This is a genomic window from Bradyrhizobium sp. AZCC 2176, from assembly GCF_036924645.1.
Taxonomy (GTDB): Bacteria; Pseudomonadota; Alphaproteobacteria; order Rhizobiales; family Xanthobacteraceae; genus Bradyrhizobium.
In genome coordinates this window covers 1515227-1536194 of sequence record NZ_JAZHRX010000001.1, presented here as the reverse complement: position 1 = coordinate 1536194, position 20968 = coordinate 1515227, and the positions used below count along the sequence as shown (strand labels likewise).

Sequence of the window (20968 nt, the reverse complement as noted above, 5' to 3'; positions counted from 1 at the left end):
TGGCAGGCGGGCTTGCAGGAGTACACGCAATGGCTAATGGCGAGATCTACATTTTCGGTTTTCGAGGTTTTCCGGATGTGCAAGGCGGTGTCGAGACCCATGTCGAAAAACTTGCCCCGCAACTGGTCAGGATGGGGCATAACGTAACCGCGTGCGTACGTTCGCCGTACGTTGACAAGAAAAGTGGTGTGGAATGGAAGGGAGTTCGGTTGCTTAGGCTTTGGACGGTACGCAGCACGTATTTCGAGGCGTTGCTACACTCGCTGATCTGCGCGCTGGTGGCGGGAGTTCGCAGGCCGCAGGTTGTGCATGTTCAGGGCATCGGTCCCGCGCTCGTCACGCCTTTGCTTCGCCTTCTCGGCCTGCGCGTTATCGTCACTCATCACGGCGAGGACTACAACCGCGAGAAATGGGGTTGGGTGGCTCGCAGTGTGCTACGTTTCGGCGAGGCACTAGGAATGCGCTTCGCGCACAAAAGGATTGCCATCAGCCGCAGCATTGAAAAGCTGATCGCTACCAAATACGGCAAGCGTTGCGAGGTCATTCCCAACGGAGTCGTGCTTCCGGACCTGCCATCCCAGACGGACAAAGTAGTCGAACTCGGCCTGGAACCCCATCGATATGTCTTGACGGTAGGTCGGCTTGTTCCCGAGAAGCGGCAATTGGATCTATTGCGGGCCTTTTCAGATGCGGAACTCGGTGATTGGAAACTTGCAATCGTTGGTAGTATCGATCACAAGAACAAATACGCCGACCTTCTCGCGTCCGAAGCGGCTCTCGCAGATAACGTCGTGATGGCCGGCTTCCAGAGCGGCGAAAGGCTGCGCCAGCTATACGCTCACGCGGGCCTGTTTGTGTTACCGTCTTCGCATGAAGGATTACCCATCGTACTCCTTGAGGCACTGAGTTACGGAGTGCCCGTGCTGGTCAGCGATATTCCTTCCAATCTGGAAGTGGTTGATGATGCAGCGCGGGTTTTTAAAATGGGCGATATCGCGGAGTTGAGCGCGAAGATCAGTGCCTTGAGCGGTCTGAAGTTGGAAGCGCCAGAGCGCGAAGCCATCAGGCGTGATTGTGCCCGCCGCTTTGATTGGACCGAGATCGCCCTGAAAACGTCCGCAGCATACGACGATCTCGCCGGTTTCACGCCGGCCACTTCACTCCCGCGCTCGGTTCAGATCCCGCTGCAAGACAGGCCACGGAGCACGATGTGGGATAGGCTTCGGCGATCATTCGGTCCTGCTCGCCAGCGCCCGCAGGGGTGGGGCAAAGGCGCCTGAGCGTCGAACGATGCATGCACGACCTCGTCGACATCCATTATCCCGACGCCGAGATCATCCGGGTCGTTCAAGACAATCTATCGACCCACTCCGCCGGTGCCCTGTATCAGGCGTTCTCGCCCGCCGAAGCCAGGCGGATTTTGCGACGGCTCGAGTTCCACTACACCCCCAGGCACGCAAGCTGGCTCAACATGGTCGAGATCGAGATCGGCGTCCTGCGCGGCCAGTGCCTGGATCGCAGGATCGACAATCCCAAGCGACTGCGCCGCGAAATCGCCGCTTGGGAACGGAAGCGAAATGCTGCCCGCTCCCGCATCAAATGGATGTTCACAACAGACAAGGCCCGGGCCAAAATGGGCCGCGCCTATCCCGCGACTTCCAAAGAGTCATAATCACTGTGCAGAGCCACTAGTGGCTTGGCGCAAACCAGCTTTATCGGCGATCCCGGGCGTGGCGCGAACGGCGACGTGTCGTCCCGCAGCATAGGCAAGCCAGGACCGTTGCGGCTCTGCGCCGATATACGGCACTCACCGCGCCGGCACCGATTGCCTGCCCAACTAATACAAGGGAGCTCGCTCCCAATTGAGCGCGCTGCTCACGATCGTATCGAGATTGTCAAACTGTGGGATCCATCCAAACTCAGATCGCGCGAAACTGGAGTCTGCCAGTACCGCGGCAGGATCTCCGGGCCGTCGGTTCGAAAATCGGATGTCAAGTTTCCTCCCATTGACGCGCTGAACTGCCTCCAAGACCTCAAGGACGGAATATCCGTGGCTGTAGCCGCAATTTGCCGTGACGCTTTGTCCACCTGCTCGGAGGCGGCTAAGTGCAAGTTTGTGCGCAACAGCCAAATCCTTGACGTGGATGTAGTCTCGAATGCACGTTCCGTCCGTCGTGGGATAGTCGGTACCGAAGACTTCCACGAAGTTGCGTATACCCAACGCAGCTTCGCTTGCCACCTTTATCAAATGCGTAGCGCCCCGAGCCGCCTGCCCAGTTCGCCCCCGCGGGTCTGCGCCCGCGACATTGAAATATCTCAGAACCGTATACCTGAGGGGATGTGCCTTAGAGATATCCTCTAACATCCATTCCGACATCAACTTGGATCGCCCGTAAGGGGACTGCGGTCGCAGAAGACTGTTCTCTTTGACCGGTTCAAGCCCGCCAGCTCCATACACGGCCGCCGTTGATGAGAAAATGAAATACGGAACACGTCCCTTAACCGCCAATTCCAACAGTGTCCGTGTCTTGCAGGTATTATTGTGGTAGTAGTCCAGCGGGTTCGCGACCGATTCCGGAACCACTACCGAGCCGGCAAAATGGATGATCGCATCAACTTCATGTTCGGCAATTATACTAGCCAGCAACGTTGTGTCGCCGATGTCGCCAACGACCAATTTGGCGCTACAAGGAACGGCCGCCTCAAAACCATTAGAAAGGTCGTCCAGAACGACAACGTTCTCGCTCGCATCAACAAGCTCCAGAACTGTTTGGCTACCAATGTAGCCGGCACCACCGGTAACTAGGACGGCCATTTAGCTAGCTTTCCATGGTTGGTAAGATGAGATCGTCAAGTCGTCAGCCCGCAATTCAACATCAGCTCTCAAACCTGATATTGACGGCCGTCAACTATCCACACCGCTACATTGGCGGAATCGGTCGTATGGCCGAGGCGCGCACATGTCTTTGCGGGTAAGCGTTTGAATCTTTGTTAACCGCAATCTAGTGTGCCTACGACATTGTGCTTGGCGAACACGGCTTCGGACCGGACAGCTGCGATCCCAATCGGAATGCGATCAACAGCGCAGACCAGCGCTGCCCGCGTAGAACAGCAATGCAAAGGTGAGACGCTCGCGCGCGCCAGTTTCTATCCTCGCTCCAGGTGTGGATCTCCTGGACTTGCGCCGCATACACACCTTTTACCTGCTTCTGCCAGTGAAGTTAGAACGTACAGCCTCTGGCTCTGGCAATCACGGCGTACACGCGGATGACCTGCGAAGTGTTTTCTAATCGTAGTTCGCCACGATCCTCAAATCGAGCATCAATCTTCCCAATAACTTCGTCGTAAATGTCGCGCGAAATCAAGATGTCGCCTGGATCGGCGAGCGCCTCCAGGCGAGCCGCTACATGGATATTTTCAGCTATTGCGTCACCCAAATTCAATCCGACGCGAAAATGAATACTGTCGGTTGCATCGGCAAGAGTGCGCTGAATATAAATCCCACAGCGTAGCGCTTCGAGAGGACTTCCGAACTCCGCAAGAAAGCCACCTTCCATAGATTCGATCAGGCTGCCACGATTATCAGCCACGATCGGCTCAACAATTTCGCGCCGAAGGAGCGCAACTTGCACATAGGTACCTACGTCATCGTGCTCCATGAGCGCAGAAAAGCCCGCAACATCGGCTGCGAGTATAGTTGGCATGCGCCGGTGACTCGAAATCTGCGCCATCTGCTACCCAGGACCAAAGCGAGTAGCGATCAAACCACGAAGGGTCGTGACCGGCGAGCCCTGCGCTGGACCAGGGTCAACTCCAGCGGTTCGGCGTCGGAGGTTACGCAAGTCACTTCATCGTAGGAACGCTAAAATGTGCTCGCCGTAGCGCGAACAATTGCTTCTCTACTGCTTAATCTAAGTCGGGTACCCGGCTCTCCCTGGCGAGGTCCTCGGTTAAACAGGGAAAAGTAAGCATAGTAAAACCTTATGAACGACTGCGGTTCCTATACGCGGCTCCTTACAGGGAGCAGCAAGCTCAAGGGCTCGCTCCAAGCGTGAATGTTGATCCGCGAGGGTTATTAAGAAGCTTCCGAGGAACAGGGCGTTTCTGTGAGCGTTCCCTAGCGCGAGGTGTAAATCGGCCATCGAGATCAGAAATCATCTGACACATGCCGGGCATAAAGTTTCATGTCGAAGGTAAGCCGCTCAGGGATTGGAGAAGGAACTGCCGCAGAACCGGAGCAAGATCACTGGGATCAATTCTGAAGGAGATTCTCGTGTCCGAGCGAGAACGCATGTTGGGATCGGACGGCGTTGTTGCGGTTTTTGTGCTCGAGATCGACGGGAGGCCGACACTTGCCTTTGAAGCACGTGATTTTGCAGAAGCTCTTCAAATTTGTGGCGATGCTGACTTGAGGACAGATTTGATGGGACTTAGGTCAAACGGACATTCGATTTGCTCCGCGGAGTCAGGGATTAGTACCCGGCTGGCAATGCAAACAGAAATAGAGGTGTTCAAGCACGCGATCGAAGCGGCACCACAGTGCGATGAACCGACAATGACTTTCCTGATCGGGATCGACGGTGTGATGGTCGTAGCGGTCGGACCCGAACGGGCCTGATCCGGCAAGAACGCAATCTTTGTGCACGACTAATCGTTGATCGTCCGCTTGTTTGGTCGACTGACAGGAGGCAGGGAATATCATCGCCAGGAAGGAGATTGAGCGCCGCGCGTAGCGGAGTGTCTTTGACCAGGAGATGCTGAAGCTGAGTGTCGGCTGCGGAGTTACACTCACAGCGCCCAACTCGGATTCAGGGCGCGTTGCGAGCCGTCGGTGGCCTCGGCACGGCGATCGAGAAGATGGCGTTCGTCATCCACCCGGAATACTACTACGCCAAGCACCTTAGCTACAAGCCGCCACCGAACTGAGATTCGGCCGGTCAGACGATTCAGCCCTTCATCCCTTCCTTGCGTACCTCGCCATTGCTGTCGCGCGCCGCCTGCGCATCCAGCCATTCCGCTAGCACACGCGCGCGCTGATCGACTGCGCGAGCGCGCTGCGCCTTGTTCTCTTCATCGAGCGAGAAAGGCGCGAACAGCCCGTCGACGGCTCTGATCAGTTCGGTGGTCAATCGCTCAGCGCGAACGATCGCCTGGCGCACGGTATCGCGTGCTAGAACGCCGAACACGGCGACGGCGCGCGCGTCGACACGCAATGGCGATAGGTGCTCTCATCATAAGGCTCGCCATTGTCCTCGTTGACAACGAGTTCGAGCGGTGCCGTCTCAAGCTGAAGCCGCAGCCGCAGCTTAAGCACCTTTATCCGTGCGCGAGAAGCGTTTCGCCGTGCGCTAAGTTGTGGCTCGTCCTTGATGTCGACGAGTTCGCCAGTCTTGCTTTGCCGGAACGCGTGCCGTCCCTCGACGTCGCTCTCGTCGCGCATAGTCAGACGATCGGTCTGGAGCTGCCCGGTGAACAGCGCGAGATAGAAGCTGTCTCCGATCGAGGCCCGTTCAATCGCATCGGCTGCGGCGACCCACGCGGAAAATTCCGGCATCGCGACCAGCACGATGCGGCGGCCGACAACACGTTGAACTCAGGACATCCCGCGCGTGACGGTTACGCGAGGCGCGGAGCACTGCGCGGACGGTTGCGGACGCTTTTGGAACGGGCTTGGACAGCCCAATTGGTGCCCCTGGCCGGAATCGAACCAGCACTCCTTGCGGAACTCGATTTTGAGTCGAGCGCGTCTACCAGTTCCGCCACAGGGGCCTTCGGACACAGGGTAGATGCCCGGTGCGGCGAAGCGGGCGGGAATATAGCGGGCCGCCTGCGCGGGTCAACCCGCGCGGATGTGATTGTGGCCCGCCTCGACAGGCCGGCGGCAGCGGGATAGGACGCTGTTGCCTGTTTGAGCATGGATTGTGCTCCGGAGAACGTCCGTGACATCAGATGCCGCCGCCCATTTCTCGCCGACGCGCCATTCCACCGATCCGGCGCTGATGGCGGCGCTGGCCGTCGCCGGCATTGCTGCCGCGACGCTGGCGGGCGCCTGGTTCTTCCAGCTCGTGCTGGATATCCGGCCCTGTCCGCTCTGCCTCGAACAGCGCTACGCCTATTATCTGGCTCTCCCGCTCGGCCTCGTGGTCGCGTTCGGGGCCGCGCGCGGGGCGCCGCGGCCGGTGGTGCTGGCCGGGCTCGCCATTCTCGCGCTCGCGGCGCTGGCCAATGCCGGGCTCGGCGGCTATCACGCGGGCGTCGAATGGCAATTCTGGCAGGGGCCGACCGATTGCTCGGGCCCGGTGGCCGATCTCGGCAGCGCCGGCACGCTGCTGCAGCGCCTCGACACGGTAAAAGTGATCCGCTGCGACGAGGTGCAGTGGCGCTTCCTCGGCCTCTCGCTCGCCGGCTACAACGTGCTGATCTCGCTGTTGATGGCGGCGATCGCCGCATGGGGCATGATGTCGGCGAAGCGGGCGTAGCTCCTCCGTCATTCCGGGGCGCGCGCGGCGCGAGCCCGGAATCCATTTCACCGCAGAGTATGTGGCCCGATGGATTCCGGGCTCAATGCTTCGCATCGCCCCGGAATGACGGCGGAAGAACCGCGACAAAGCCACTTGTCGGGCAAATCAGTAAAAACCTGTCCAGCCCTTCGCGCAAAAATATTCTGCTTTCGTTCTCACCCAAATCAGCCGCATAACTCCGCCCGTCTCGCGGCAGATGAGGGGCGTTGGCCATCGTCACGAACGCGCGGTGAGATGCGATGGACGCTGATGGCGCGCTAGACGTACGCGCCGGAGGCGTACGGCGAAGTCGTGTGGTTCGGACGCCGCGGTGCTGGCGTTAAGTTGCGTGAAACTGTTTGCGCAGCGACGGAGGCAACAGAGCCGTTCTCCGGGAAGAGCACGAAGTAAGCCGTAGAGCCATTGCGCAGGGAAGGCCGGAATGCTCCCGCTGCCCTGTATGCTCGTGTGCAGTTTTGTTTGCGCAAATCGCACGCGAGACCGCGGGTGCAGCAAGCACCCGGTCTTCCCTGCGCCCTCTAATTTCGAAGAGGGCAAACGGAGATGCAAAACCTCGGGCGAGATGCGCCGCGAGAACGCGAAGTCATGTCGTAGGGCTACGGAAGGCGTGACTATGGAAGGCGCGCAGCCCTTGCCTACTCCGCCGGGGCTTCACCGCCGCTTGTGCTGGCGCGGCTTGCGAGAAATCCCAGCGCCAGTCCGCCGACCGCAAGGATCGGGATCAGCTTCTTGACGCCGATGGCGCGGATCACCTGGATGCCGGCTGCGACCAGCACCGGATCGGACAGCACGGTCTGCGCGGTGGACTTCGCCATCTTCGCCGCCTGTTCGGCGCGCGCCTCGATCTGCTTCTTGCGCACCATGTAGCAGCCGGCCGCGATCAATGTGACGACGAAGAAGATGGCAGCCCCAGTCAGGCAGGCCTGCACGGGACCGTAGTTCTGCAGCACGAACACGAAGGCCGCCGCGCACAGAAACGCGATCGTGACCAGCAACGCCATGGCCGCCGCTGCCGCCAGCGAAGTCAGCCGCAGCGCGGAGCCGGTCGATTGCTTGACGTCATCGATCAGTCGCTGAAACATGGCCAAACCTCGATCCGAAAGCCTCGATCCGAAAACGACGTCAACCAAACAAGCCGCAATACGCAATGGCGCCGCGGCGGCCGGCTCGCGGGCGCGCGCCATCGAAGAAGATCGGCGCCGCAACCGTGTGCGCCAAAGCTACCTGCGCCAGAACTACCTGCGCCAAAACTACCTTCGCCAGGTCACGCCGATCAGAAAACCGATACCCAGCGCCAGCGCGACGGTTGCCAACGGGCGCTGTGTGATGGCGTCTTCCAGCGTCTCCTCGATCGAGGAGGCGGCGTCGTGAGCGGCGTCCATCATCGCGCTGCTGCGCTCCGACATGTCCTCGACCGCCTGCTCCGCATTGGCGCGCGCCTGCTTGTAGCCACGCCGCGCCTGCTTGCCGGCGGTGCCGGCAAAGCTGTTCAGCGCATCGGTGATCTGCTCGGTCAGGGCTGCGATATCGTTTTTCACGGCGATTACATCCTTTTCCAGGCGTTCGTAGGTTGCTTTGTCCGTCAGATTTTTCGTGGCTTCGTTCATCGACATCGAAAGCTCCCGGATACCGAATTCATCTGTCGAACAAACGTCCCGTCGAATGGGAAGTTCCAAGGTGTAGTCGCAGGCTTACTTCCAAGCCTAATTCCAGGCCTAATCCTGCGGCAGTTGCGGCGAATCCGGCGGCATCAAATGCTCCTTCACGATCAGCGCGACGATCAGGAGCGGCGACGACAGGAACGCGCCCATCGGGCCCCACAGCCAGGTCCAGAACGCCAGCGCCATGAACACGGCGAGCGCGTTCAGCGCCAGCCGGCGGCCGACGATCATCGGCGTCAGGAAGTGACCTTCCAGGAAGGTCATCACCGCAAACATGGCCGACGCCAGCAGACCGGCACCGATAGTGGGGAGCGCGACGAGACCGACCACGACCAGGACGGCGAACATCGCCACCGGGCCGATGATCGGAATGAAATTGAGAATCGCGGCCAACGCGCCGAGACTGGCCGGATTGGGCATGCCCGTGAGCGCGCAGATCAGGCCGGTAGCGATGCCGACGCCGACATTGATCGTGGTCAACATCAAGATGTAATTGCCGAGATGCTCCTCGATCTCGTTGAGGATCCGCAGCGTCCGCAGCCGCCACGCTCGCTTTCCGAAATTCATGACCAAGGCCCGCCGCAGGTCCCGCCAGCTCGCGATGAACAGGATCAGCGTTGCGATGAACAGCAGGAATTCGGCAAAGGTTGGCGACAGGAATTCCAATGTCGGCTGCACCCACTCGATCTTGGGCAGATGAAATGTTGTGAGCGTGTCGGGGCCGCCGAGCATGCTTTGCAGTTCCTGCCAGAGCGCGAGCGGTCGGTCGAACACGTGCAGCTTCTCCTTCAGCAGTCCCCCCAACTCCGGAAGCTTGGCGCTCCATTCCACCGCGGGCGAGGCGACCAGGCCGACCATGAAAGCGACCCCGGCGCTGGCGGCCGCCACAATGAGCACGGCGGCGACCGCGCGCGGAATACGGTAGCGTTCGAGGAAGCTTGCCGCCGGCGACAGCATGGTCCCGACGATGAAGGCCATCGTGATCGGCAGAAAGAACGCCTTGGCGAGATAGAGGCCGGCAATGACGCAGATGATCAGCAGGCCGACGAGGGCGATGGTCATCACTTCCGCGTGGCGGATGACCGGCGGCAATTCGCTGTTGTTGTCAGGGACCGGCGCACCTTCCCGTGCGTTGGCAAGCCGGCGTGCGCTGGGCGAAGGTTTTGCCGGTGGGGATTTCGCCGAAGGCCTGGTGGGCGAAGGCTTGTCGGGAATGACGCTCACAATGGTTTCCCCTCGCCCGAAACGGCGATGACACGGCAACAGCGACGTCGTGAACCGGACAGCGATCACAACGCGGCGCGGAGCCGCGGGTTCCATCGCGCGGGCGTGAGCGGTGGCGCACTTGATGTGAAGCAGCGCAGCGTTGGCCGCACGGAACTGCCGGCCTGCGGCGGCGTTTGTTGGACCAGAGCATCCAGCGATGCACACCTCCAGCGGGGCAGTCCCATGACACAGTTCTCCGATCGCCGGCTTTCGTCGTGCGTGGCAGGCGCGCTCGTCCTCGTCAGTGTCGTCACGCTGACGCCGTTAATGGCTTCAAGCGCTGCGAATGCGCAGACGCCCGGCTACGCTTCGACCCAGCCGAATGCGTATCCCACCGATGAGGTGATCGCGTCCGACGAGGGCGCGACGCCCGAGCGGCTTCGCCGCGCCGTCGTCGCTTTCGGTACGACGGAGGCGCCGGGCACCATCATCATCGATACCAGCAACACCACGCTCTATTACGTGCTCGGCCAGGGCCGGGCCATCCGGTACGGTGTCGGCGTCGGGCGCGACGGCTTTACGTGGTCAGGCGTGCAGACCATCAGCCGCAAGGCGGAATGGCCGGACTGGTATCCGCCTCACGAGATGATCGCGCGCCAGCCCTATCTGCCGCGTTTCATGGCCGGCGGTCCCGGCAATCCGCTCGGTGCCCGCGCGATGTATCTCGGCACCAGCCAGTACCGCATTCACGGCACCAACGATCCCTCGACGATCGGAAAATTCGTCTCGTCGGGCTGCATCCGCCTGACCAATGAGGACATCACGGATCTGTTCAGCCGGGTCGATGTCGGAACGAAAGTCGTGGTGCTGCCGAAGAACGCGCCGGTGATGGCGCGCGGCGGCGATAGCAGGCCCGGCATCGCGGCCCGTCCAGCCGGCGCGCATCTGCGCCCGGTCGCGGCTGCGCCGTCGGGCCACCAGGCGATGAACCTGACGGCGCCACGGTTCAACTGAATGGACGCGTTGTGTTGCATGAGCGGAGAAGCTTGATGAGATCGAGAAAACTGGCGGCATGGGCGGCAGCCGCGCTGGTGTGCGCTTCGGTGCTGGCGCCTGCCGCGCAGGCCCAGGACTTCTTCTCGCAATTGTTCGGCGGGTTCGCCCGGCCGCGCCATCAGCCCTATGTCCAGATGCCGTTCGGCGATGACGACGGCGCTGTCCAGCGGGGCGAGGGGCGTTCGCGCTATGGCGGCGGTGGAGGCCAGGCGTTTTGCGTGCGGACCTGCGACGGGCGCTATTTCCCGGTCACCGCCTCAGACAATGCGAGCCGCGCGGCGTCCTGCAACAGCTTCTGCCCGGCGAGCGAGACCAAATTGTTCTACGGCAGCAGCATCGACCATGCGACCGCCGAAAACGGCAAGGCCTATTCGGAGCTGCCGAACGCGTTCCGCTATCGCAACGAACTCGTCAGCGGCTGCACCTGCAACGGCAAGGACCAGGTTGGGCTCGCGCCGGTCAAGATCGAGGACGACCCGACGCTGCGCAAGGGCGACATCGTCGCCGGCGAGAACGGCCTTCTGGTCGCAGGCCGCAGCGGCGACAGGCGCGGCGCGGAACTGAATTTCTCGCCCGCCTCCGACAAGGTCCGCGCCAAGTACGGCCGTGTGCCCGTCGTGGCGAGGGAGTGAAGGTGATTGCCGGCTGTCATGGCCGGGCTTGACCGGACAAGCCCGGGCATGACGAGTCCTTACGCCGCGCGGATCTTGCCGAGGAATTGAGTGACCTGATTGCCCAGTTGCTGGCTCTGCGTCTCCAGCGTCTGGGAAGCGTGCTTCACATCCTCGGCGGCAGCGGCGGCGGCGTCTGCATCGGCCTTCACGCCGGTAATGTTGTCGGACACGTTCTTGGTGCCCTGCGCGGCAAATTGCGTCGAGCGCGTGATCTCCTGGGTGGCGGCGCCCTGCTGCTGCACGGCGGCGGCAATCGCGGTCGCGACCTCGTTGACCTCGCCGATGATGCTGCCGATGCCCTTGATGGCGTCGATGGCTTCGCCGGCGACCCGCTGGATATCGGAGATCTGCTCGGAAATTTCCTCGGTCGCCTTCGCCGTCTGGCTCGCCAGCGATTTGACTTCGGAGGCGACCACCGCGAAGCCGCGGCCGGCCTCGCCGGCGCGCGCGGCCTCGATGGTGGCGTTGAGCGCAAGGAGGTTGGTCTGGGCGGCGATGGTATTGATGAGGCCTACGACTTCGCCGATCCGCCCCGCCGATTGGGCGAGCCCCTGGACGGTGCCGTCGGTGTCACGCGCCTGGCCGACGGCGCGGCTGGCGATGCCGGCGGCGTGCGCTGCCTGCTGGCTGATGTCGTTGATCGAGGCGCTGAGCTCCTCGGAAGCGGCGGCGACCGTCTCGACGCTCATCGAGGCCTCGCCCGACGCCTTCTCGGCAACCTGGACGCGCTCGTTGGTCTGGCGCGAAATCGTCGACAGGCCGGCGGAGGTGGTCCGCATCTGGCCGGAAGCGTCGCCGAGCTGGTTGAGCGTCTGGCGCACCATGCTCTCGAACTCGCCGACATAGCTCTCGATCGCCTGCTGCCGCGCCGTGGCGCCGGCGTTGCGCTCGCGCTCCTGCGCCTCGATCCGGGCCTTGTCGGCGGCCTGCTGCTTGAAGGTCTCCAGCGCGCCGGCCAGCGCGCCGATTTCGTCGTGACGCGCGGCGTAACCGGTATCGACGTGGAGGTCGCCGGCCGCGACCTTCAGCATGGCGTCGCGCATGTTGTGCAGTGGCTTGATGACGCGGCGGGTGACTATCGTCATGGCGCCGAACGCGAGCGCCAGCGCGCCGGTAAGCAATGCGAGCTGCAGCGCCAGCGAGCCGCGGGCGGTTGAGTACAGGTGCGCGGCGTGATCCTTGGCGGCGTCGAGCGCGGCTTCAGCCACGGTGACGGCTGCCGAGAGACGTCCGACCGTGACCGGGGTCCACTGGTTGGCGGTCAATTCCGGCTTCTCGCCGGCCGCAATCTGCGTCAGCAGCCGGTCGCGCAGGCTGAGATAGGACGGCTCGAAATAGGCGATCTTGGTCGCGGCGGTCGCGCTGGAAATCGCCGGAGGCAGTTTCATGCCCGACGCAGTCAGCTCCAGGGCACCCCACGCAGCGTCGATGCCGCCGCTATATTTCGTGTAGGCAAGCCTTCCCTCCGGCGAGACCTTTCCGGAGCTCAGTCCGGTCGAGACGATCAGCGAGGCTTCGCCGGCGGTGTTACGCAGCAGCCAGGCGATCTGCTTGATCGCCAGCAACTGGTCGATGGTCGCGTCCTGGTGATTGACGGCGGCGGCAAGGGCTCCGGAAAGCTTTTCGAGCACCTCCAGCATCGCATTCGCCGCAGCCATGTATTCCTTGGCCAGTTCGGGACGGCGCTGTGCCTTCGGCTTGGCCACCGCTTCCCAGAACTCCTTCTGCAGCGTGGTCATCGTCTTGAACACGCGATCGAATTCGGGCACGAGCGTTTGGTGCTGCGCGAATTCCAGGCCGGCGAGCAGGCCGAGCGCGTTGCCCATCGCGGGCATTTCGGTATCGCGGATGTTGCGCAGATACTTCTCGATATCAGCGTCCATCGGCGCATCGGAATTCAGCAGCCGGTTGGTCGTGGAGCGGTCGGTGCGCAGATTGTGCATCGCCTTGAACATGTTTGCGGAGGCGTCGGCGATCACCGCAATGCGGCTCGCCGCCTGCAGGCGGCCCCAGGAATCCCAGGCATTGAGCGAAAATCCGATCACCAGGCAGAAAGACGTGGCGAAGATGACGGTCTTCAGCAGCGTCGACACAGTCAGACGGTTCAACATGATGCTCCCCCCAGAGGCTCGTGGGCCATTTGGCGGGAAAACGGTAAATAGTTGGACAGCGCTGTTGCCGTATAAATACTAGGATTATTGAAAATGATTGCGGCTTCCCGAGCGATTGGAGGTTCCGCCAGCGGGAACCCGACGCGCCCCTTCACGTTAACAAAACACTACCAGCGCATTTTTCGGCAAATGCCGAGGGGGACCCCGCATGCTCGTCAGTGTACTCATCACGTTCCTGGTCGTTATTCTCGTTCTCTATCTCATCAACCTGCTGCCGCTCGATGGCCGCGCCAAGCAGATTGCCCGCGTCGTCGTGATCATCCTCGGTGTGATCTCGCTGTTGAAATACATCGCCGTCATCTAGAGCCGATCACCAGAACGAAAAAGCCCCGGCACTGCCGGGGCTTTTCATGCTCAGAGCGTAACCTACTTCAAGGTCCGGAACCAGTCGTCCACGTCCTTGTGGATCTGGTCTTTGGCAAAACCGTAGCGCTGCTGCAGCTTGCCTTCGAGCTGTTCGCGGCGGCCTTCGATGACGTTGAGATCGTCATCGGTGAGCTTGCCCCACTTCTCCTTGGCCGAGCCCTTGAACTGCTTCCAATTGCCTTCAACCCTGTTCCAATCCATCGCTGTCTCCTTCCATGCTGGGATGTCCAACAACGGACGGAGATCGCACGCGTTCCTGCGGCATCGTGACCGCTGATCAGCCTGCCGCCTTCGCTTCGCGGCGGCGCGCGGTGAGGATGTATTCGGTGTAGCCGTTCGGCTGCTCGCGGCCCTTGAAGACGAGGTCGCACGCGGCCTGGAAGGCGACGCCGTCGAACGAGGGCGCCATCGGCTTGTAGAGCGGGTCGCCGGCATTCTGCTTGTCGACCACGACCGCCATCCGCTTCAGCGATTCCATCACCTGGTCCTTGCTGACGACGCCATGCGCCAGCCAGTTCGCCAGATGCTGGCTGGAGATGCGCAAGGTGGCGCGGTCTTCCATCAGGCCGACGTCATGGATGTCGGGCACCTTGGAGCAGCCGACGCCCTGGTCGATCCAGCGCACGACATAGCCGAGAATGCCCTGGCAGTTGTTGTCGATCTCCTGCTTCACGTCATCGGGCGCCCAGTTCGACTGCGACACCGGAATGGTGAGGATGTCGGAGAGTTTTGCGCGCTGGCCACCCTTGGCGAGCTCCTGCTGGCGGGCGACCACGTTGACCTGGTGATAATGCAGCGCGTGCAGCGTGGCGGCGGTCGGCGACGGCACCCATGCGGTGGTCGCGCCGGCCTGCGGGTGGCCGAGCTTCTGGGTCAGCATGTCCGCCATCTTGTCCGGCGCCGCCCACATGCCCTTGCCGATCTGGGCATGGCCGGGCAGGCCGTCGATCAGGCCCATGTCGACGTTCCAGTCTTCATAGGACTTGATCCAGGGCTGCGCCTTCATGTCGTTCTTGCGAATCATCGGCCCCGCTTCCATCGAGGTATGGATCTCGTCGCCGGTGCGGTCGAGGAAGCCGGTGTTGATGAAGCAGATGCGCTTCGAGGCGTTCTGGATGCAGGCCTTGAGGTTGACCGTGGTACGGCGCTCCTCGTCCATGATGCCGACCTTCATGGTGTTCTCGGGCAGGCCGAGCAGCTTCTCGACCTCGCCGAACAGTTCGCAGGTCAACGCAACCTCGTCGGGGCCGTGCATCTTCGGCTTGACGATATAGACGGAGCCGGTGCGGCTGTTTTTGGTCTTCGAAGAGCCTTTGAGGTCATGGATCGCGAGCAGACCTGCGATTGCGGCATCGAGCAGGCCTTCCGGAATCTCCTCGCCCTTCTCGTCGAGCACGGCGTCGGTGAACATGTGGTGGCCGACATTGCGCATCAACAAGAGGCTGCGGCCGTGCAGCGTGAGATGCTTGCCGTCGGGCGTCTTGTAGACGCGGTCGGGGTTGAGCGCGCGCTTCAGGGTCTTGCCGCCTTTTTCGAAATCGGCAGAGAGCGTGCCGTTCATCAGGCCGAGCGTGTTGCGATAGACCAGCACCTTATCCTCGGCATCGACGGCGGCGACCGAGTCTTCCATGTCGAGAATGGTCGAGACCGCTGATTCCAGGATCATGTCGGCGACGCCGGCCGGATCGTCCTTGCCGATCGCATGGCTGCGGTCGATCTTCACCTCGACATGCATACCGTTGTTGACCAGCAGGATCGCGGTCGGTGACGCGGCGTCGCCCTGATATCCGGCGAACTGCGATGCGGACTTCAGCGCGGTGGCGTTGCCGCTCTTCAGTTTCACGGCGAGTTGACCGGCGATGACGCTGTACGACGTCACGTCGGTATGGCTGCCGGTCGCGAGCGGCACGGCGGCATCGAGGAAGGCCTTTGCCTTGGCGATCACCTTGTCGCCGCGCGCCTTGTTGTAGCCCTTTCCGCTCTCGCTCGGATCATGCGGGATTGCGTCGGTGCCGTAGAAGGCGTCGTAGAGTGAGCCCCAGCGCGCATTCGCCGCGTTCAGTGCGTAGCGGGCATTGGTCAGGGGAACGACGAGCTGCGGTCCGCAAATCTTGCCGATTTCCTCGTCGACATCAGCGGTCTCGACCTTCTGCGTCGCCGGCTCCGGCAGCAGATAGCCGATCTCCTTGAGGAATGCCGTATATGCGTTCATGTCGAACGCCTTGCCTTTGTTGGCGCGATGCCAGCCATCGATCTTGACCTGCAGCGCATCGCGGAAGGCGAGCAGCTCGCGATTCTTCGGTCCCAGCTTTTTGATGATGGCCGCCACACCGGCCCAGAACGCGTCGGGGGAAATCCCGGTCTTGGGGGTCGCTTCCTTGGCGATGAAATCGAACAGGACAGGGGCGATCTTCAATCCGTGGGCGTCGACACGATTCATGACGGGCTTTCTCAAAAGAAATGGCGCTTACAGGCTGCTTTCAGCGAAAAGCAGCAAAAAACGCGCCAAAGGGGCGGCGTTGGCCGCCCTTTTAGCCCTAAAGCCGGGTCGATGAGAAGTGCCTAAAAGGCCTAGATATTGGCCGCCAGATCCACCAATTCGTCGAACAGAATGCCGGTCTCCGCCAGCATCCGCTCGATCTCGTCGGTGGCATCCGAAACCGTTTTAGCCGAGGTGTCGATGCTCAGCTCCGCTCGGGCCGGCGGCTGGTAGTCGTTGCCGATTCCGGTGAACGCCTGCAGCGTGCCGGCGCGCGCCTTGGCGTAATGGCCCTTGGGGTCGCGGCTCTCGCAGACTTCCGCAGGCGTCGCGACGTAAATTTCGCGGAACGAATTGTCGGCGATGCGACGCGCCGCTGCGCGGTCTTCTGCCGAGGGCGAAACTGCGGCGACAACGGCGATGTGTCCGTTGCGCGCCAGGTGCGTTGCGACTTCCGCCAAGCGCCGGATGTTTTCGGTGCGGTCCTGCGCCGAGAAACCGAGGTCGCCATTGAGTCCAGCACGCAAGGTGTCACCATCCAGCAGGATCGGCGAGCCGCCGCGCGAGAACAATCGCCGTTCGAGCGCGCGCGCCAGCGTCGATTTTCCGGAGCCCGGCAAGCCGGTCAGCCAGATCACCGCGCCGTTGTGGCGATAGCGCGCCGAGCGTTCCTCAGGGCGCAAGGCGGATTCGACCGGCACGATGTCGATCGGGACAGCGCGCTGCCCGGCGTCGACCGACAGCACGAGGCCGCCGCCGGCGATGCGGCCATTCACTTCGATCACCAGCCGCCCGGTGCGCGGATTGTCCTGATAGGGGTCGGCGGCGATCGGCTGCGCCAGCGAGATGTCGATCTCGCCGACATGATTGCGCGCGATCGCCTTGGTTTCCTCGTTGGAGAGTTCGCCGGGATCGACCGCCTTTTCGATCGCGACCACGCTGGCGCGGCTTTCCCGCGTACCGAGGCGGATCAGGATATGATCGCCCTTCGACAGCGGCTTGTCGTGCAGCCAGAAAATGCGCGCGCGAACTCGCCGCGTATCGCGCGGGGTCGCGCCGGCATGGGCGATGACGTCGCCGCGTTCGATGAACAATTCGCGGTCGAGCGTGATGCCGACCGAACGGCCAGCGCTATGGCTGCCGCCGAGCGGCGTCACCGGCCAGCTCTCGACAGTCTTGATCTTCGCGATCTTGCCGGCCGGCATGATGACGATTTCGTCGCCGGCCGAGAGATGACCGGACTCGATGCGGCCGGCCACAATGCGGCGGTCGTCGAATTTGTAGATCGCCTGCACCGGCAGGCGCAGCGCCAGTTGCTCCAGCGGCCGCGCCGGTTCGAGCGCGTCGAGCGCCTCGACGACGGTCGGTCCCTGGTACCAGCCGATCCGCGGCGTGTGTTCGGCAACACCGTCGCCGTCACGCGCCGAAATCGGAATGATCGCCGACGGCGTCACGCCGAGGCCGATCAGGTGCGCCGAAATCTCGTCGCTGATTTCCTTGAAACGATCGGCGCTGAAATCGACGCGGTCCATCTTGTTGACGACGATCGCGACCTGCTTGATTCCCAACAGATGCAGCAGATAGCCGTGACGCCTTGTCTGGTCGCGCACGCCTTCCAGCGCGTCGATAATCAATACCGCGCCGTCGGCCTGCGAGGCGCCGGTGATCATGTTGCGGAGGAATTCGGCGTGACCGGGCGCGTCGATCAGCACCACGTCACGCGAGCGGGTGCGGAAGCGAATCTGCGTGGTGTCGATGGTGATGCCCTGGTCGCGCTCGGTCTGCAGCGCATCGAGCAGGAACGACCATTCGAACGGCATGCCGCGGCGCGCGCTGACCGCCTTCAGCATCTCAAGCTTGCCTTCGGGCAGGCTGCCGGTCTCGTGCAGCAACCGGCCGACCAAAGTGGATTTGCCGTGATCGACATGGCCGACGATGACGATGCGGACCTGTGGGCGGGTGGTGCCGTTCGGCGTGGCCGAAACGCTGGCAGGGAGGATCATGTTCATAGCGACGCTCACACCAATTGTCCGTCAGAGATAGCCGGCGACACGCAGCCGCTCGAAAGCGTCTTCGGTCTCGTGATCCAGCGCGCGGCCGGCGCGCTCCGGCACCTTGGTGCCGTCGAGTTCGGTCAGGATCTCGTCGATGCTGGACGCCGTCGAAGCCACCGGGTTGGTGATGTCCTGATCGCCCAGCGAGCGATAGCGCTTGCCGTCCTTCGACAGATAGAGCGGGATGATCGGAATGTTCTCACGCTTGGTGTAAGCCCAGATGTCGGCCTCGGTCCAATGCAGGATCGGATGGATGCGCAGATGCGCGCCGGGCGGCGGTGAGGCGTTGAACTGGTCCCAGAATTCCGGGGGCTGATCGCGCACGTCCCAGCCGCCTTCGAGGCCGCGCGGCGAGAACACGCGCTCCTTGGCGCGGGTGGCTTCTTCATCGCGGCGGATGCCGGCGATCAGTCCGTCGAAACCATATTTGGTCAGCGCCCACTTCAGTCCTTCGGTCTTGCGCGCGGCAGAGCGCGCGGCCGGCGGCAAGGTCGGATCGACGGCGTCGATCGGCGGGCAGGGCTCGATCTTGAGATCGAGATCCCACTCCTTGCCGAAGCGATCGCGGAACGCATACATCTCCGGAAATTTCTTGCCGGTATCGACGTGGAGCGCCGGGAACGGCACGCGGCCGAAGAAGGCCTTGCGCGCCAGCCAGATCATCACGTTGGAATCTTTGCCCAGCGACCAGAGCAGCGCGAGTTTTTTCAGCCGCGCGAACGCCTCGCGCAGAATGTAGATGCTCTGCGCCTCGAGTTCGTCGAGATGGTCCATCGAGGGCGGCGGCAGTCGTCCATCGGCGAAAATTTTTTCGACGGCGGAGCCGTTCGGAAGGTCGGCGCCACGCAAGCGGTCTTTGGCGGAGTCGGGATTGAGAAGATGCATCTCTGGGCCTTGGCCTTCGGGGGCGAAAATTCTATAGTTGCGACGCAATAGAGAAGAAAGAATTTTCTCTTTGCGGGCGTTGAACGAGACATATATAGAAAATAATTCCAGTCAACCCCGAAGTGGGGGAAGCGAGTTTCGTATGCGATTTCTGCCCGTGTTTCTCGATCTGCAAAGCGGCGTGGTGCTGCTCGTCGGAGCCGGCGAACTCGTGCGCGCGAAGTTGCGCCTGCTGGCATCGGCCGGGGCCAACATCCGCTGGTATGCGACCGACGGCAGTCATGACGTTTCCGGGCTCGAAGCGGCTGATGCCAGCAGGATCGAACGTGCCTCCGGCGATCCGCTCACGGCCGATCTCTCCGGTGTGATTGCGATCCTTTGCGCCGGCGCCGCCGATATCGGCGTTGCGATGTCGGCGCGCGCGAAGGCGGTCGGGCTGCCCGTCAATGTGATGGACGACCTCGCGCATTCCACTTTCATCTTTCCCGCGATCGTCGACCGCGGCGACGTCGTCGTTGCCGTCGGCACCGGTGGCGCGTCGCCGGTGGTCGCGCGCCGCGTGCGCGAGCGCATCGAAGCGGTGCTGCCGGCGCGAATCGGCGATCTCGCCGCCTTCATCGGCTGCTTTCGTAAATCGATGCATGCGCGCATTCCCGAATTCCCGCTGCGCCGTCGCTTCTGGGAGCGCGTGATCGACGGCCCGATCGGTGCGCTGGTGCTCGCCGGCCGCAAGGACGAGGCTGAAAAAGCGCTGAACGAAATCGCCGACCCCTCCGCCTTCGCTGGCGCGAGCAAGGACGGCAAGGCCGAGGGCCGGGTGACGCTGGTCGGCGCCGGGCCGGGCGATCCGGATCTGCTCACCATCAAGGCGCTGCGCGCGCTGCAGGATGCCGACGTCGTTTTCTACGACGAACTGGTGTCGCCGGAAATTCTCGATCGCATCCGCCGTGACGCCTCGCGCATTCCGGTCGGCCGCCGCGTCGGCAAGCCCGGCATCGGCCAGGATGCGATCAACAAGCTGCTGATTGATGCTGCAAAGGCCGGACAGCGCGCGGTGCGCCTGAAGGGCGGCGATCCCTTCATCTTCGGCCGCGGCGGCGAGGAGATCGAAGTGCTGCGCACAGCCGGCGTCGCCTATTCAGTGGTGCCCGGCATTACCGCTGGGCTCGGCGCCGCCGCGCAGTTCGAGGCGCCGCTGACCTTTAGGCACGAGGCGCTACGCATCACCTTCCTGACCGCGCACAAGGCAAAGGATGCCGAAACCGTCGACTGGTCGGTGCTGACAGACAAGAAGATGACCATCGTGGTCTATATGGGCATGACCGCGGCGCCGTCGGTCCGCGCAGGCCTGTTGGCTGCGGGCCGGTCGCCGCAAACCCCCGTCGGCATATTCGCACGGGTGACGCGGCCGGATGCCCAGGCCGTGGTGGGTACGCTCGAAAACCTGCCCGCGCTGGTCGAAAAAATCGATGGCGGTCCCGCCGTCCTCATCATCGGTGACGTCGTCGCGCATTCCGCGCCGTGGCGTCAGTCCAATCTCAATCAAGTCATCTCCAAACTGCTGGATGCTGCCGAATGACCTCTCCGCTTCAACAAAAAATCAAGATCACCGGTCCCTCGATGATTACCGCCAATCGCACTTCCGATGGCATCGTGATCTATCGCACCGCGCAGCAGGGCTGGTCGGCGAGCTTGTCGGACGCCGCGATCGTTCGTACCTCCGATGAGGCGCGGGCGCTGCTGGCCGAAGCCAATGCCGACGACGTCGGCGCGGTCGGCGCCTATATCGCGCCGGTCGAGCTCAAGGATGGCGGGGAGATCAAACCCGGTAATTTGCGCGAACGCATCCGGTCGAAGGGTCTCACCATCGACCTGCTTCCGGCTTAAGGCTGATC

Annotated in this window: 20 protein-coding genes, 1 tRNA gene and 1 pseudogene; 9 read left to right on the top strand and 13 right to left on the bottom strand. The window is 62.4% G+C overall.

Features of this window, described 5'->3' with window-relative positions; all coding sequences use genetic code 11:
• The first annotated feature begins 29 nt into the window (after nt 1-29).
• Both V1288_RS06945 and V1288_RS06940 read left to right on the top strand, forming a co-directional pair.
• Complete coding sequence (locus V1288_RS06945; protein ID WP_334356353.1) at nt 30-1280, top strand: glycosyltransferase family 4 protein; 1251 nt, start codon at nt 30-32, stop codon at nt 1278-1280.
• Nucleotides 1277-1672: pseudogene (locus V1288_RS06940) on the top strand (transposase); the annotation flags it as partial. The gene V1288_RS06945 and the pseudogene V1288_RS06940, both read left to right, overlap by 4 nt.
• 165 nt (nt 1673-1837) lie before the next feature.
• On the opposite strand, the gene galE reads toward V1288_RS06940, so the two are convergent.
• Nucleotides 1838-2815, bottom strand: a complete 978-nt coding sequence (gene galE, locus V1288_RS06935) for a UDP-glucose 4-epimerase GalE (protein ID WP_334356352.1) — start codon at nt 2813-2815, stop codon at nt 1838-1840.
• Between the two features lie 406 nt (nt 2816-3221).
• Nucleotides 3222-3731, bottom strand: coding sequence for an adenylate/guanylate cyclase domain-containing protein (locus tag V1288_RS06930; RefSeq protein ID WP_334356351.1), 510 nt, complete (start codon nt 3729-3731; stop codon nt 3222-3224).
• 542 nt (nt 3732-4273) lie between these two features.
• Between V1288_RS06930 and V1288_RS06925 the strand changes: the two genes are divergently transcribed.
• Nucleotides 4274-4618 (top strand): hypothetical protein, encoded by a 345-nt coding sequence (locus V1288_RS06925; protein ID WP_334356350.1) that lies wholly within the window; start codon nt 4274-4276, stop codon nt 4616-4618.
• A gap of 328 nt (nt 4619-4946) precedes the next feature.
• Here the strand turns inward: V1288_RS06925 and V1288_RS06920 are convergent, their stop codons facing one another.
• From V1288_RS06920 to V1288_RS06910, 3 genes are all read right to left on the bottom strand, one after another.
• The gene (locus V1288_RS06920; protein WP_334356349.1) at nt 4947-5129 is read right to left on the bottom strand and encodes a hypothetical protein; all 183 of its coding nucleotides are present in this window, start codon (nt 5127-5129) and stop codon (nt 4947-4949) included.
• Between the two features lie 41 nt (nt 5130-5170).
• Nucleotides 5171-5554, bottom strand: coding sequence for a hypothetical protein (locus tag V1288_RS06915; protein WP_334356348.1), 384 nt, complete (start codon nt 5552-5554; stop codon nt 5171-5173).
• 130 nt (nt 5555-5684) lie between these two features.
• Nucleotides 5685-5769 (bottom strand) — tRNA-Leu (locus V1288_RS06910).
• Between the two features lie 170 nt (nt 5770-5939).
• Here V1288_RS06910 and V1288_RS06905 point away from each other — a divergent pair.
• The gene (locus V1288_RS06905) at nt 5940-6479 is read left to right on the top strand and encodes a disulfide bond formation protein B (RefSeq protein ID WP_334356347.1); all 540 of its coding nucleotides are present in this window, start codon (nt 5940-5942) and stop codon (nt 6477-6479) included.
• A 677-nt stretch (nt 6480-7156) separates the two neighbouring features.
• On the opposite strand, the gene V1288_RS06900 is transcribed toward V1288_RS06905, so the two are convergent.
• The 3 genes from V1288_RS06900 to V1288_RS06890 form a co-directional block, all read right to left on the bottom strand.
• On the bottom strand, nt 7157-7603 hold the full coding sequence (locus V1288_RS06900; protein WP_334356346.1) for a hypothetical protein: 447 nt from the start codon (nt 7601-7603) through the stop codon (nt 7157-7159).
• Between the two features lie 168 nt (nt 7604-7771).
• Complete coding sequence (locus V1288_RS06895; RefSeq protein WP_334356345.1) at nt 7772-8134, bottom strand: DUF883 family protein; 363 nt, start codon at nt 8132-8134, stop codon at nt 7772-7774.
• 102 nt (nt 8135-8236) lie between these two features.
• Nucleotides 8237-9397, bottom strand: a complete 1161-nt coding sequence (locus V1288_RS06890; RefSeq protein WP_442894013.1) for an AI-2E family transporter — start codon at nt 9395-9397, stop codon at nt 8237-8239.
• 234 nt (nt 9398-9631) lie between these two features.
• Between V1288_RS06890 and V1288_RS06885 the strand changes: the two genes are divergently transcribed.
• Nucleotides 9632-10402, top strand: coding sequence for a L,D-transpeptidase (locus V1288_RS06885; protein ID WP_334356344.1), 771 nt, complete (start codon nt 9632-9634; stop codon nt 10400-10402).
• A gap of 35 nt (nt 10403-10437) precedes the next feature.
• Entirely contained in the window at nt 10438-11076 is a 639-nt protein-coding gene (locus V1288_RS06880) for a DUF2865 domain-containing protein (protein WP_334356343.1), read from the top strand.
• A gap of 59 nt (nt 11077-11135) precedes the next feature.
• Here the strand turns inward: V1288_RS06880 and V1288_RS06875 are convergent, their stop codons facing one another.
• Nucleotides 11136-13229, bottom strand: a complete 2094-nt coding sequence (locus V1288_RS06875) for a methyl-accepting chemotaxis protein (protein WP_334356342.1) — start codon at nt 13227-13229, stop codon at nt 11136-11138.
• A gap of 208 nt (nt 13230-13437) precedes the next feature.
• Between V1288_RS06875 and V1288_RS06870 the strand changes: the two genes are divergently transcribed.
• The gene (locus V1288_RS06870) at nt 13438-13593 is read left to right on the top strand and encodes a Thivi_2564 family membrane protein (protein ID WP_247519384.1); all 156 of its coding nucleotides are present in this window, start codon (nt 13438-13440) and stop codon (nt 13591-13593) included.
• Nucleotides 13594-13655: 62 nt separating this feature from the next.
• Here V1288_RS06870 and V1288_RS06865 read toward each other — a convergent pair whose 3' ends face one another.
• The 4 genes from V1288_RS06865 to cysD form a co-directional block, all read right to left on the bottom strand.
• Entirely contained in the window at nt 13656-13856 is a 201-nt protein-coding gene (locus tag V1288_RS06865) for a CsbD family protein (protein WP_334356341.1), read from the bottom strand.
• 76 nt (nt 13857-13932) lie between these two features.
• Complete coding sequence (locus V1288_RS06860) at nt 13933-16095, bottom strand: malate synthase G (RefSeq protein WP_334356340.1); 2163 nt, start codon at nt 16093-16095, stop codon at nt 13933-13935.
• 131 nt (nt 16096-16226) lie between these two features.
• Complete coding sequence (gene cysC / locus V1288_RS06855; protein ID WP_334356339.1) at nt 16227-18143, bottom strand: adenylyl-sulfate kinase; 1917 nt, start codon at nt 18141-18143, stop codon at nt 16227-16229.
• 24 nt (nt 18144-18167) lie between these two features.
• Entirely contained in the window at nt 18168-18962 is a 795-nt protein-coding gene (gene cysD, locus V1288_RS06850) for a sulfate adenylyltransferase subunit CysD (protein WP_057854570.1), read from the bottom strand.
• A gap of 253 nt (nt 18963-19215) precedes the next feature.
• Here cysD and cysG point away from each other — a divergent pair, with 253 nt between their 5' ends.
• Both cysG and V1288_RS06840 read left to right on the top strand, forming a co-directional pair.
• Nucleotides 19216-20652: a siroheme synthase CysG gene (gene cysG, locus V1288_RS06845; protein ID WP_334356338.1), complete on the top strand. Its 1437-nt coding sequence runs from the start codon at nt 19216-19218 to the stop codon at nt 20650-20652.
• Nucleotides 20649-20960, top strand: a complete 312-nt coding sequence (locus V1288_RS06840) for a DUF2849 domain-containing protein (RefSeq protein WP_334356337.1) — start codon at nt 20649-20651, stop codon at nt 20958-20960. The genes cysG and V1288_RS06840 overlap by 4 nt, the downstream gene beginning before the upstream one ends.
• Nucleotides 20961-20968 lie beyond the last annotated feature (8 nt).

Bases quoted from the DNA above. Each gene is read 5' to 3' on its own strand.
- V1288_RS06945 (WP_334356353.1), top strand. From the start codon at position 30: ATGGCTAATGGCGAGATCTACATTTTCGGTTTTCGAGGTTTTCCGGAT.
- galE (WP_334356352.1), bottom strand. From the start codon at position 2,815: ATGGCCGTCCTAGTTACCGGTGGTGCCGGCTACATTGGTAGCCAAACA.
- V1288_RS06930 (WP_334356351.1), bottom strand. From the start codon at position 3,731: ATGGCGCAGATTTCGAGTCACCGGCGCATGCCAACTATACTCGCAGCC.
- V1288_RS06915 (WP_334356348.1), bottom strand. From the start codon at position 5,554: ATGCCGGAATTTTCCGCGTGGGTCGCCGCAGCCGATGCGATTGAACGG.
- V1288_RS06900 (WP_334356346.1), bottom strand. From the start codon at position 7,603: ATGTTTCAGCGACTGATCGATGACGTCAAGCAATCGACCGGCTCCGCG.
- V1288_RS06895 (WP_334356345.1), bottom strand. From the start codon at position 8,134: ATGTCGATGAACGAAGCCACGAAAAATCTGACGGACAAAGCAACCTAC.
- V1288_RS06885 (WP_334356344.1), top strand. From the start codon at position 9,632: ATGACACAGTTCTCCGATCGCCGGCTTTCGTCGTGCGTGGCAGGCGCG.
- V1288_RS06880 (WP_334356343.1), top strand. From the start codon at position 10,438: ATGAGATCGAGAAAACTGGCGGCATGGGCGGCAGCCGCGCTGGTGTGC.
- V1288_RS06875 (WP_334356342.1), bottom strand. From the start codon at position 13,229: ATGTTGAACCGTCTGACTGTGTCGACGCTGCTGAAGACCGTCATCTTC.
- V1288_RS06870 (WP_247519384.1), top strand. From the start codon at position 13,438: ATGCTCGTCAGTGTACTCATCACGTTCCTGGTCGTTATTCTCGTTCTC.
- V1288_RS06865 (WP_334356341.1), bottom strand. From the start codon at position 13,856: ATGGATTGGAACAGGGTTGAAGGCAATTGGAAGCAGTTCAAGGGCTCG.
- V1288_RS06860 (WP_334356340.1), bottom strand. From the start codon at position 16,095: ATGAATCGTGTCGACGCCCACGGATTGAAGATCGCCCCTGTCCTGTTC.
- cysC (WP_334356339.1), bottom strand. From the start codon at position 18,143: ATGAACATGATCCTCCCTGCCAGCGTTTCGGCCACGCCGAACGGCACC.
- cysD (WP_057854570.1), bottom strand. From the start codon at position 18,962: ATGGACCATCTCGACGAACTCGAGGCGCAGAGCATCTACATTCTGCGC.
- cysG (WP_334356338.1), top strand. From the start codon at position 19,216: ATGCGATTTCTGCCCGTGTTTCTCGATCTGCAAAGCGGCGTGGTGCTG.
- V1288_RS06840 (WP_334356337.1), top strand. From the start codon at position 20,649: ATGACCTCTCCGCTTCAACAAAAAATCAAGATCACCGGTCCCTCGATG.